Here is an 11,981-nt window from a genome sequence, read left to right as displayed (position 1 = left end):
CCCGCCGTACCGTAGAACTTTATCCCCGCCCCTCAAACCCGGAAAGTATGGACATCGAGCGCGTCCGGGCGCTGCTGCTAACTATGCGGGACGGGAACCTCGACCAGGCGTTCGCTGTCACCGCCGGAAAGGACGCCAGAGTATGAAAATCACCGGAAACCTTATTGACGGCACGATCCTTGACACGTCGACGGGTGAAACTATCGACGTCACCAACCCGGCTGACTCGCAGCAAGTGGTTGGTCGTGTGCCCGCGATGACCGCGCAGGATATTCAGTCTGTCTACGGCGCGGCGGTAACTGGTGCCCGCATCTGGCGTGAGACCGGCGTTCTGGCCCGAGGCGAAATCTTGCAGGCGGCCGCCGCCTGCGTGCGGGATGAGTCCGACATGCTGGCGCGGCTGATCGTCCAAGAAATGGGCAAGACGCTTGCCGAAGCGCGCGTCGAGGTCAAAAAGACCGCCGACTTCTTCGACTATTACGCCGGTCAGGCGCGACTGCCTTATGGCGAGCTTCTCGCCGACGGCCGACCTGGCACCTACGCGCGAGTGGTGCATGAGCCCCTCGGTGTGGTACTACTGATCACCCCTTGGAACGACCCGCTACTCACCCCGGCGCGCAAAATGGGCCCGGCACTGTTGGCGGGCAATGCCGTCATCATCAAGCCCGCCACAGCCACCCCGCTTATTGTTCTCGAACTCGCACGCATCTTCAATACTGTCGGTTTGCCCGCAGGAGTCCTTGGCACTGTGACGGGACGAGGCCGGGACATTGGTGGGAGCCTCCTCGAGGCCAAGGCGCTCAAGGCGGTTAGTTTCACCGGTTCCACATCGGTCGGCCTGGAGTTGCAGAAGCAGCTCGCCGGAAGACCAGTCCGTGTGCAAACCGAAATGGGCGGTAAGAATGCGATCGCCGTCCTCGCTGACGCGGACATTGCAGTGGCCGCGAAGGAGATCGTTTCGGGGGCATTTGCGCAGGCCGGTCAGCGGTGCACCGCAACCTCGCGCGTTGTGGTTGTCCGGGGGGTTGCCGACCAGCTCATTGCGGCCATCCGGGAACACATGCTTGCATTGAAGGTCGGTGCGGGTGACGCTGAGGGGATAACGGTAGGTCCAGTAGTTTCAGCCGCAGCCCGGAAAGAGATCTTCGATCACATCGACCGTGCTTTGGGGGAATCCGCCGAGCTACTTGAGGGCGGCGCGCACCCGCCCGAGGGCGTCTCGGAGCATGGGGCTTTCGTTAGCCCTACCCTCCTTAGAGTCACCCGGGACCAGGCAATTTGGCGTGACGAAGTGTTTGGACCCGTTCTTGGAATACTTGCGGTCGACAACGAACAGCAGGCTATCGAAGCCGTCAACGACTCGGATTACGGCCTCGCCGCCGCGGTCTTCACGAGCGACCTGGGTGCCGCAGAGCGCTTCATCACTCAGGCGGAGGCGGGCCAAGTATCAGTGAACCACCCGACCACGGGCTGGGATGTACACCACCCGTTTGGGGGCTTTGGCTACTCGGGTTCACCCTTCAAGGAACAGGGCCTGGACGCACTGCAGTTTTACACGCGAACCAAGACGGTAGCGGTGCGTGCCCTGTGAGCGGCATTCTAGACCGCTTCTCGCTGGACGGCCGGCGCATTCTCGTCACCGGAGGTAGCCGGGGATTGGGACAGGCTATGGCCCGAGGGCTGGCCCAGGCGGGCGCCCAAGTTGTGGCAGTTGCCCGGACCCCGGGCCACGACGAGATCGACAGCGGCATCCGTAACCTGGCCGGAGACGTGGCGAACACTGCAGCTATCCCAACCCTGGTGGACGAAGCGGAGAAAATGTTGGGTGGCACCGTGGACAGCGTGGTGCACGCGGCCGGAGTTCAACACCGAGCGGCAGCCGTCGACTTTCCCTTGGACGAATGGGAGCGAGTTGTAAGAATAAACCTCACAGCGCCTTTCATGCTCAGCCAGGAAGTTGGCCGCCGACAGCTCACCGCCGGGGTCGAAGGCAGCCACGTGTTCGTAGCGTCCCTCACGTCGACCCTCGGTCTACCCAACATTGCCGCCTACGCCGCAACGAAGTCCGGCGTCATGGGAATCGTCCGCTCGCTGGCAGTCGAGTGGGCTGCTCAGGGAATCAGGGTGAACGCTATCGGTCCGGGCTATTTCCGCACGGCACTGACGGAGAATCTCTTCCAAAACGACGAGGCACGTGAAGGGCTATTGAAACGCATCCCCCAGAAGCGCTTCGGTAATCCGGACGACCTGTCCGGTGCACTTGTCTATCTGGCGTCGAACGCATCTGCGTACGTCACCGGTCAGCTACTAATGGTCGACGGCGGCTGGACAGCCGCCTAACAAGCCCTACCCCAGGGAAGAAGGAGTCAAAGATGACAATCACAAATATGCGTGGATCTAGCGTGCGACGACGCACGACTCAGATCTCGACAGTACTAGCGGCCGGTATGATTCTTGCTGGTTGCGGTGGTGCCGATGGTGGCGCAGACGGGCAAGGCGGAGAAGAGTCCGGTCCCATCGAGATCGCAGCGTTCTACCCAACCAGCGGATCGCTCGCTCTCCTGGGCGAGGAATCCTGGCGCGGGGCGAACATTGCCGCCCAGCAGATCAACGAGGCCGGCGGTATAGACGGCCGACAGGTGAAGCTAGTCCAGGCAGACGTCCCAGACGTCAACGCGGCGACCTCCGAGGCTCGACGGCTGCTCGACTCAGAGGGACTGGACCTCGCCATCGGCACCTATTCGTCGTCGCTGGCACTGGCCGCTTCCGAGGTCTACGCCCGCGGCGGAGGCACCTATGCCGAGCTCGGCGCGATCAGCGAGGAGTTCAACGATCGCGGGTACGAGAACGTGTGGCGCACGAACCCACCCGCAGGCACCTTTGCACAGACCCAAATCGACTTCATCTCCGACTTTGTCGCACCCGAGCTCGGCCTCGGGCTCGACGAGGTCAAGGTGCTGCTGGTCCACGAAGACTCCTCATACGGGTCCTCCGTAGCACGCTCCACAGAAACGGTTGCAGCGGAGGCAGGTATCACCAACATCTCTTACGCTCCATACAGCGCCGAATCCACTGACCTGTCCTCCACAGTGCTTGGTATAGAACAGGAGGATCCAGATGTAGTGATCGCCGTTTCATACGCGTCGGACGCGATCCTCCTTGCCCGCCAGATGCAGGAAAACGGAGTTGTTGTCCCAGCGTTCATCGGCACCGGCGGCGGGCACACGCTCAGCGGATTCGGTGAGACGCTCGGTGAAGCAGCGAACTACGTCTTCAACGTGGACTTCACCCAGTATGCCGTCAACCCCGAGTCCACCCCCGGCCTCGAGGACTTCCTGGCCCTGTACAAGGAGGAGTACAACGAGGACCCCGCATCCGGCCACTCACTGGCCAACTTTATGGGCGCGAATGTGATCTTCGACATTCTGGCCGAGACAGGTGGAGATACGTCACCGGAGGCATTTGGTGAAGCGGCCGCCGCCTACACCATCGAGCAGGGCACCACAGCAACGGGGTGGGGCGTGAAATTCAACGAAAACGGTCAAAACACCGAGGCCGCGCCTTATGTCATGCAGTGGCGGGATGGAACCCTAGAGACCGTCTATCCGGAAATGGTAGGGACAATCGAACCCGAGCTAGCAACCAGCGGACAGTAACAAAGTCAACTGACCCATAAGCGCCCAGGCTGGCAGCGCCCGGCCTGGGCCTTAGGTTGTGGAAAGGAACATCGATGGACCTATTGATTCAAACCCTCGTCGCAGGAATCCTCCTCGGCGGGGTCTATGCCTTGGTATCGGTTGGACTCAACCTGCTGTTCGGCGTAGTTCGCGTCATCAACTTCGCCCACGGCGAGTTCGTCATGATCGGAATGTACCTTGCATTCTGGTTGTGGTTCGGTATGGGTATCGACCCATATTTGTCACTGCTCATTGTCGCTCCGGCGATGTTCCTCATCGGAGTTGTCTTCCAGCGAGGCATCCTCCAGCCGATCCAGGGAACATCGGCCAACATGAAAATCTTCGCGACCGTCGGTATTTCCATCATCCTGCAGAACCTGGCCTTGTTCCTCTGGGGAGGTCAGCACCGCAGCGTGAGCACCAGCTATTCGACAGCAGTGCTGGACCTCGGGGGAATCACCATTTCGGTCGGACGGCTGGTCGCTTTTATCGGGGCGCTCGTCATGGTCGGAGCCTTGTTTTACGTCATGAACCGGACTATGACCGGCAATATCTTGCGGGCAATTGCGGAGGACAGCTCGACGGCTGTGCTTGTTGGCATACCGGTGAAGAAGTTCTATTTTGTGGCAACCGGCATTAGCGTCATGCTCGCCGGTGTCGCTGGCGTGATGCTTGTGCCATTCACCTCGGCCTCGCCGCTGTTCGGGGTTCACATGACCCTCATCGCTTTTATCGTCGTCGTCATCGGCGGGATGGGAAGCATGGTTGGTTCGCTCGTTGGTGGTGTGCTGCTGGGGGCAATCGAAACATTGGCAGGCACGTACATATCTCCTGCGCTGCAGCAAGCAGTGCTGTTCGCTCTGTTCATTATCGTCGTTCTCGTCCGGCCTCAGGGTCTGTTCGGCAAGGGCGCCGGCACTGAGGAGGTGGGGCTGAAGTGAAGCGCTCAAACCTGATTATTGGAGCTGTTGTCGTCGCGCTCCTGGCACTCTTGCCATTGGTTATTGACCAGTATCTACTGAATAACGCTGTGCTCATCGTCATGTTCGTCGGTATTACCGTCGCCTGGAACATCGCTGCCTTTGGTGGAGCCCTGTCTCTGGGACACGCAGCGTTTTTCGGTCTTGGGTCCTACACAATGGCAATCCTGCTCCTTGACTACGGAGTTAATCCGTGGCTGGGGATGCTCGCGGGGATGGTCGTGGCCGCCGGTGGAGGTCTCCTCCTGTCCATCCCGCTGCTCCGGTTGCGTGGACCGTTCTTTACGCTCGCGTCGCTTGCCTTCGTTGAAGTGATCCGACTTCTGTCGGTCTTCGCACGCGACTTCACTGGCGGTTCAGAGGGCCTCACCATCCCATACCAGCCCGGCTGGCTGAACATGTCCTTCTCGGACCGGGAACCCTACTACTACATTGTCCTCGGGTTGACGATCCTTGCAGTGCTCGTATCGATCAAGATCTACTACTCACGAATGGGCTACCAGTTAAGAGCCTCCGGTTCTGACGATGAGGCGACACGTGCCCTCGGGGTCAACACGGCCGTTCTCAAAGTGCTCGCACTCGTAGTCTCAGCTGCCCTGACCGGCGCTTTCGGCGCGTTTGCCGCACAGTATTTTTTCATTGTCGATCCCGAGACCAACTTTTCGTTGAACCTTTATTCGATCCAGCCAGCTCTAAACGGAATCATCGGCGGCGCCGGCACTGTGCTGGGACCAATTCTGGGTGCAGTGCTGATGACACCCATCGGCGAATACATGCGTAGTGCGTTCGCCGGGCAACAGGGCTTGAACTTCATGATTTACGGTGTCGTGCTCGTCGCGGTCGTCATGTTGATGCCCGGAGGCCTGGTCTCCGGTATCGAAAAGCTGCGAGCGCGGTTCCGACGCAATCGAGGAGACGATCGACTGACAGATGACACGTCGGTTGTCGACGAACAGCCGGAAAAAGTAGTCGAAGAGCCTCGGGAGAAGGATCAGCTATGAGTTTGTTGAACATTGAGAACGTCTCGAAGCGTTTCGGTGGGGTGCAGGCAGTAAATAGCGTATCGCTGCACCTGGAGGAGGGGGAGATCCTTGGGATCATTGGACCAAATGGGGCCGGCAAGACAACCTTGTTCAACCTTGTCACCGGGACGATCCGGTCCGACACCGGGTCTATCACCCTGGATGGAACGGACATCACGGCAACCAGCCCCACCAAACGAGCGCGGGCCGGCATCGGACGGACCTTTCAGGTGGTCCGGCCATTCCTGCGGATGACGGTGGTAGAGAACGTCATGGTTCCGGTGCTCGTTCACACGCATAAGGTCAGCGAAGCCCGACGGAAGGCGATTGACCTGTTGGACGAACTTGGAATCGGGAAACTGGCGAATAAAGATGTCAGCCAGCTCACCCTGGCTCAGCGGAAGCGGGTTGAGGTGGCCCGTGCGCTCGCCACAGACCCCAAGGTGCTGCTTCTAGACGAGGTGCTCGCCGGCCTCAATACTCGCGAAGTTCTCGATGTCCTGCCTTTCGTCACCGAGGTCCGTGCCCGCGGCGTATCCATCATCATGATTGAGCACCTGGTCAAGGCGTTGACTTCGGTCAGCGATCGGATCATCGTGCTCGACCAGGGAACCCTCATCGCAGAGGGGAAATCTGAAGACGTACTCAAGAATCCTGCAGTGATCACGGCCTATATCGGAGATGACAAGCATGCTGAAAGTTGAGGGGCTAGTTGCCTACTATGGTGAAGCCCAAGCGCTGGAGAACGTGTCATTTGAACTCCCGGACAGTGGCGTCACCGCGCTGCTGGGAGCGAATGCAGCAGGGAAGACTACTACTCTGCGAGTCGTGAGCGGTGTCCTCGCGGCCCGCAAAGGAACAGTGATGTTCAACGGTGAGGACATCACGAAGGCCACACCCGAAGAACGAGTTCGTCTCGGGATCGTCCACGTTCCCGAGGGCCGACGACTCTTTGGCACCCTCACTGTCGAGGAAAATCTCCTGTTGGGAGGCTACTCGAGGCGAAAGGACGGGAAGAGCAAGGACCGGCTGGCGAGGATCTACTCGATGCTCCCGAAACTTTCGGAACGGCGCACCCAGTTGGCGGGGACCTTGTCGGGCGGTGAACAGCAGATGTGCGCTGTTGGGCGTGGCCTGATGTCCGAACCGACGGTCCTGATGATCGACGAGATGTCGCTCGGCCTGGCGCCGGTCATCGTCTCGCAGATGTTCACTTTCGTGAAGGAGATCGCAGCCGAAGGTGTATCGGTCCTGCTCGTCGAGCAGCAGGTCCAACACGCGTTGCAAGCCGCTGATCGCGCAACGATTATCGACAAGGGCGTCACCACGCACAGCGGCACCGCCGAAGAGATCCGGAATGATCCGAAGGTTCGGGAGGCATACCTCGGTGTCTGACTCGACCCTTCCCGCGCTGGTCAAGGCGGGTCCTGGCCAGGAATGGACCTCCGTCACCGATGTCGCCGTCCGGCCGCCTTCGGAACTCGAGGCCCAGATCAAGGTTGAGGCCTGCGGCCTGTGTGGCAGTGATGTGCATGCCTGGCGCGGTGATGACGGTTACGGCTGGGTCAAAACCCCAGTGGTACTCGGCCATGAGCTTGTCGGTGAGGTGGTTGCCGTTGGCCCGGGCGCAGATTCCTCATGGATTGGTCGTCGTGTCGTGCCCATTGCTATCGACGGGTGCCAATCCTGTCCCACCTGCGCGACAGGACTCAGCCAAATCTGTCCCGACCGGCAAGTTCTCGGATTGTCCTTCGATGGGGGCGGCGCCGTTTATGTTTCTGTACCTGTCAATCGCCTCGTTGAGGTGGACGCGGACGCGCCGGCCCTTCGAATGACACTCACCGAGCCAATGTCCGTTGCGGCGCGGGCGGTGCGCCACCTTGGTGAACTCCCGACGGGAGCACGTGTCGCGGTTTCGGGTCCCGGCCCGATCGGTATGTTCACGGCCTGGCTTCTGGCGCGGGGCGGCGTGGACGTTGTTTTGACCGGGACCGAGCGGGACGAGCTTACCCGGCTACCTGCAGCCCGGAGTCTCGGTATAACCGCGGTCCGAGGTGATCTCGGGGAGCTAGCCACCCCGGTGGATGCCTGGATTGAGGCATCGGGTAGCTCGGCGGGTTTGGCACAGGCGGTTGAATCGGTGACACCGGGGGGATCGGTCGTTGTCGTGGCTCTTTTCGCCAGAGAACCACTCATTCCCATCAACTCCTTGGTCCGCGGTGAGATCAACCTCCGTGGTAGCTACGGTTCGCTGCGGGAGGACTACATCGCTGCCGCTCAGGCTCTCGCCTTGGCTCCCGGGTTTGAGGACATCGTCAGCACAGCCTTTCCTCTAGCGCAAGCGATCGAGGCGCTCGAAGCTACCGCCGCCGGAGAGGTTGTAAAGGCGGTGCTAATTCCATGATCCTCGAGAATACCAAGCCGACTGAAAGCCCTCGAACCCTCGTCCTCACCGGGGCGGCTGGCGGAATTGGTACATCGATTGCTCGCAGATTTGCTCGGCCGGGGGACCATCTGGTCCTGTCGGATCGCTCGCCTGAGGTACTCGCTCCGCTTCGGGCAGAGCTTGAAAATCAGGGGGCCGTTATCACCGTTCTACCGGGGGATGTGTCGGACCCCGCGGACAGCGAGATCCTGGTTGCTGCAGCGCTGGAGCTGCACGGACGTATCGACAGCCTCGTTCTTGCAGCGGGGGTCTACCCGGAGAAATTAGTGACTGAGGCCACCGACGAGGAGTGGCGCCGGTGCATAAGCATCAATCTCGATTCAGCATTCTACCTGCTGCGAGCCGCAGCAGTACACCTTGCCGACGGCGCCGGAGTTGTGGCTTTGACCTCGATCGCGGGGATGCGGGGCAGCCGCGGGCACGCTGCCTACGCGGCCAGCAAGGGCGGATTGCTGTCACTAGTGAGGTCGATGGCTTGGGAGCTCGGACCAAAAGTTCGAGTCAACGCGGTGGCGCCGGGGGTCATCGAGACTTCCATGACCGCCGGACTGCGGGACGCATCGGCTACGGACCTGCTTCGCAGCACGCCGCTGGGCAGGTTCGGCACGGCTGACGAGGTCGCCGGTGTTGTTGAGTTCCTGTGTTCACCGGCTGCGGGCTTCATCACCGGAGAGGTCATCCAGGTCAACGGCGGCCTGCACATGCACTGACTCGTCCGACAACGGGCGAGGTCTGATCGAGGAGGATAAGAATGAGAGCTGTTATATACAAGGGAGCCGGCGGCAACGAGGTAATAGCCTTGAGCGAACGCCCGGACCCGGTACCCGAAGGTGACGAGCTACTCGTCAGGGTGCGTTATGCGGGGATTAACCCGGCGGACCTGCAGCAACGTAACGGCGACTACCCGCCGCCTCCTGGCGCGCCGATCGACATCCCTGGACTCGAGGTAGCCGGCGAGGTTGTCGCAGTCGGCCCGCGGGTGCTGGGAATGAGGGTCGGGACCCGCGTCATGGGTCTGGTCGCCGGCGGTGGCCTGGCCGACCGTGTACTGATCTCCGAACGGCATGTGTGTATCGTCCCTGACAACCTTGACGACTTGGCCGCCGCTGCCGTTCCCGAGGGGTTCATCACGGCCCATGACGCTATCCGTAGCCAGGCGGCGCTGCGTCCTGGGGAGGTTCTCCTGGTCAATGGAGCTACGGGAGGCGTTGGAAGTGCTGCCGTGCAGATAGCCCGGGCTAGCGGCGCGCGCGTCATCGGCACGAGCCGGACGGAACGTGGCCGTGAGCTGGTCACCAGCCTTGGGGCTATCCCGGCCGATCCCGAGAATGTGGCACAGATTGTTCAGGATGTTTCGGCTGGCCGTGGCGCGGACGTCGTACTGGAACTTGTCGGTGCCCCCAACCTTGCGACCGACTTCGCTGTGCTGGCGGTCCTCGGGCGGGTCATGGTCGTCGGCGTGGGCGCGGGAGCCGAAGCAACAATTAACCTGCGAGCACTCATGGGCCGGCGGGGGCGTCTCCTCGCCTCAGTCCTTCGGGCGCGTCCCACGGAAGATAAGGCCATTGCAGTGCGAGCGTTCGAGCGTGAAGTGCTACCGCATCTCGCGAGCGGCACAGTTCGGCCCATCGTCGACAGGGTTTTCCCGGCAAGCGATGTTGCTGTTGCGTTCGACCACGTTGAGTCGGGCGTCAAGCAGGGGAAGGTGCTGCTTGATTTTGGATCCTGAAGCGTACCTATCCGGGCAAAGGTCGCCCCGCGGGGAGGAATCAACCGTGCAGGAACATTTACATGGCCGTATCGCACTGGTGACTGGCGCCAGCACCGGGATCGGGGCTGAGATTGCGCGGGCCCTGCTCGATGCCGGTGCCGAGGTGCACGGCGTCGCACGCCGCAAAGAGTTGGTCGCGGACGTACTGGGCGCTGAGGTGGTCGCTGCCGGGCGGGGGATGGCTTATGGTGTGGATTTATCAGATCCTGCGCAGCTTGATAAGCTCTGCGACAGCCTCGACGGGATCAGGCCGGACATCGTCGTCTGCGCGGCCGGGAGGAACATGACTGGCCGCCGGTTCGATCAGCTCACGCAGGAATCCTGGGAAGCGGTCCGCAACCTTAATCTCGATTCCATCGTGCACCTTCTGCGACGTACGATCCCGGCGATGCGTGGTCGGGGCGGCGACGTCATCCTAATTGCTTCCGTGTCCGCGCAATGGCCGGATCATGCCGGACCGGCATACGCGGCAACTAAGGCGGCGCTTGTAGCTCTCGGCCGAGGCATTTCACGGGATGAACACGCACACGGTGTGCGGGTCACCTCGGTCCTTCCCGGACTAGTGGACACTCCGCTCATCGACCGTCGGCCCGTTCCCCCGCCGCCCGAACTGAGGCGTTGGTGCCTAAAGCCGGAGGACGTTGCAGCGGCGGTCCTGGCAGCGGTCAGTCTCCCACCGAGGGCGCACATCCCAGAGATGACCATCGTTGCGACGAGACTCCAATCGATGGGCGGGACACAGGAGAGCTCACCCGAGTTGCCTGAGGGACTCGAGGGCATGCCCACCGAACGGTTCGCAGCGAAGGAGCAACACTGATGGTCGAGCATAAAAGCCAGCCGCTTGCCGGGAAGGTTGCAGTGGTAACCGGTGCGGCCCGTGGTATCGGCCGCGCCTACGCCATCCGTCTTGCCGAGTTGGGTGCGGATGTCGCTGTAGTGGACCGAGACCTGCGGTCGTTCACCAAGGTGGCGTCCGAAGATGAGGCGGCGGCCGGCCGGTCAACTGAGGAGCACATCATCGGCCTCGGGCGTCGCGCGGTCGGATTTGCTGCTGACGTTACTGATGCGGACAGCATCGAAAGAGCCATCGATGGGGCGGTTACAGCCCTTGGGCAACTTGACGTCCTCGTGTGCAACGCCGGGGGAGGTTCCGGCTCCATGTCTGACTCCTTACCCGCCAACGCCACAGCGCAGCACGTTAACGCTGTCGTTCACCTCAACCTTGTGGGAACCATTTCCACGTGTCGTGCGGGTGCCAAACACCTTCGGGGACGGGGGTGGGGGCGGATTGTCACCGTATCTTCCATGGCTGGAAGCCGGTCTTTTCCCGGCGGTGGGTACTCGATCTATGGCGCGGCAAAGGCCGGGATCGAGATGTATACCCGTTCGCTCGCCCAAGAGTTGGGCCCCGAGGGGATCACCGTGAACTGCCTCGCTCCGGGGTATATCGCTACCGGCCGCCTTTCCGCCATGTTCGACGACATCGGATCGGGCGACCTGCTCAAGTCGGTTCCACTCCGCCGGTTTGGTACCCCAGCCGACTGTGCTGGCGCCCTCGAGTTTCTGGTCACCGATCTGGGTGCTTATGTGACGGGAACCATCATTCCCGTCGACGGCGGAACGACCACCTAAGACGGTCGGCACGACCGGCGCACCGCCGAACTAAGAACCCCTACCCGACTGCACCATCCACTCAGGACATTTAGGAGAACCATGATTGCGCTCACCCCAGGCACCACCGGAGCACAGGGAATTGCCCACGTAATCTCAAGCATGCAGGACCCGATCGTATTCGGTATGCCGGGCGGGCACATGGTCGAGGTCTTTGACGCCCTGCGTGACCTCGGTGACGTCGAGGCGGTTCTGGTCCGGGAGGAATCTTTAGGCACCGTCATGGCGGAAGCGTACGGTCGGCTTACCGACCGAGCCGCCGTCGTAATGGCTCAGGGCGCATGGATTCTGGGGGCAGGCGGGATCGGTGTGATGGAAGCCCATCTAGGCGCCTCGCCGATGGTCGTTCTGATCGATGCCACGGAGGGCGGGAGTTACTCCCACCACGGGCCCTACCAGTCCGGGTTTGGCGGG

The 11,981-nt window shown here is 61.5% G+C and carries 13 protein-coding genes; all 13 read left to right on the top strand.

Going from position 1 to position 11,981, the window contains the following annotated elements:
- The first annotated feature begins 142 nt into the window (after nt 1-142).
- A complete protein-coding gene (locus B384_RS0106285) occupies nt 143-1,591 on the top strand; it encodes an aldehyde dehydrogenase family protein (RefSeq protein WP_019482275.1) in 1,449 nt (482 codons plus the stop codon).
- Nucleotides 1,588-2,340, top strand: coding sequence for an SDR family oxidoreductase (locus tag B384_RS0106280; protein ID WP_237715247.1), 753 nt, complete (start codon nt 1,588-1,590; stop codon nt 2,338-2,340). Before B384_RS0106285 ends, B384_RS0106280 begins: the two co-directional genes overlap by 4 nt.
- A 32-nt stretch (nt 2,341-2,372) precedes the next feature.
- Entirely contained in the window at nt 2,373-3,656 is a 1,284-nt protein-coding gene (locus B384_RS17970; protein ID WP_083850851.1) for an ABC transporter substrate-binding protein, read from the top strand.
- A 74-nt stretch (nt 3,657-3,730) separates the two neighbouring features.
- Nucleotides 3,731-4,618: a branched-chain amino acid ABC transporter permease gene (locus B384_RS0106270; RefSeq protein WP_019482272.1), complete on the top strand. Its 888-nt coding sequence runs from the start codon at nt 3,731-3,733 to the stop codon at nt 4,616-4,618.
- Nucleotides 4,615-5,658 carry a branched-chain amino acid ABC transporter permease gene (locus B384_RS0106265; RefSeq protein WP_019482271.1) on the top strand — a complete coding sequence of 348 codons (1,044 nt, stop codon included), beginning with the start codon at nt 4,615-4,617 and terminating at the stop codon, nt 5,656-5,658. The genes B384_RS0106270 and B384_RS0106265 overlap by 4 nt, the downstream gene beginning before the upstream one ends.
- Nucleotides 5,655-6,383: an ABC transporter ATP-binding protein gene (locus B384_RS0106260; RefSeq protein WP_019482270.1), complete on the top strand. Its 729-nt coding sequence runs from the start codon at nt 5,655-5,657 to the stop codon at nt 6,381-6,383. Before B384_RS0106265 ends, B384_RS0106260 begins: the two co-directional genes overlap by 4 nt.
- Entirely contained in the window at nt 6,370-7,074 is a 705-nt protein-coding gene (locus tag B384_RS0106255; RefSeq protein ID WP_019482269.1) for an ABC transporter ATP-binding protein, read from the top strand. Before B384_RS0106260 ends, B384_RS0106255 begins: the two co-directional genes overlap by 14 nt.
- Nucleotides 7,067-8,083 carry a zinc-dependent alcohol dehydrogenase gene (locus B384_RS17965; protein WP_019482268.1) on the top strand — a complete coding sequence of 339 codons (1,017 nt, stop codon included), beginning with the start codon at nt 7,067-7,069 and terminating at the stop codon, nt 8,081-8,083. Before B384_RS0106255 ends, B384_RS17965 begins: the two co-directional genes overlap by 8 nt.
- Nucleotides 8,080-8,835: an SDR family NAD(P)-dependent oxidoreductase gene (locus B384_RS0106245; protein ID WP_019482267.1), complete on the top strand. Its 756-nt coding sequence runs from the start codon at nt 8,080-8,082 to the stop codon at nt 8,833-8,835. The genes B384_RS17965 and B384_RS0106245 overlap by 4 nt, the downstream gene beginning before the upstream one ends.
- Before the next feature lie 41 nt (nt 8,836-8,876).
- Nucleotides 8,877-9,854, top strand: coding sequence for an NAD(P)H-quinone oxidoreductase (locus tag B384_RS0106240; protein ID WP_019482266.1), 978 nt, complete (start codon nt 8,877-8,879; stop codon nt 9,852-9,854).
- A gap of 46 nt (nt 9,855-9,900) precedes the next feature.
- Entirely contained in the window at nt 9,901-10,713 is an 813-nt protein-coding gene (locus tag B384_RS0106235) for an SDR family oxidoreductase (RefSeq protein WP_019482265.1), read from the top strand.
- Nucleotides 10,713-11,528, top strand: a complete 816-nt coding sequence (locus B384_RS0106230; RefSeq protein WP_019482264.1) for an SDR family NAD(P)-dependent oxidoreductase — start codon at nt 10,713-10,715, stop codon at nt 11,526-11,528. Before B384_RS0106235 ends, B384_RS0106230 begins: the two co-directional genes overlap by 1 nt.
- 81 nt (nt 11,529-11,609) lie before the next feature.
- A partial coding sequence (locus B384_RS17960; RefSeq protein ID WP_035766591.1) for a thiamine pyrophosphate-binding protein occupies nt 11,610-11,981 on the top strand: 372 nt, incomplete at its 3' end.

The organism is Arthrobacter sp. TB 23 (genome assembly GCF_000294595.1).
GTDB lineage: Bacteria > Actinomycetota > Actinomycetes > Actinomycetales > Micrococcaceae > Arthrobacter_D.
The sequence above is the reverse complement of the archived record's forward strand: the minus strand, read 5'-3'. Positions and strand labels throughout refer to the sequence as shown.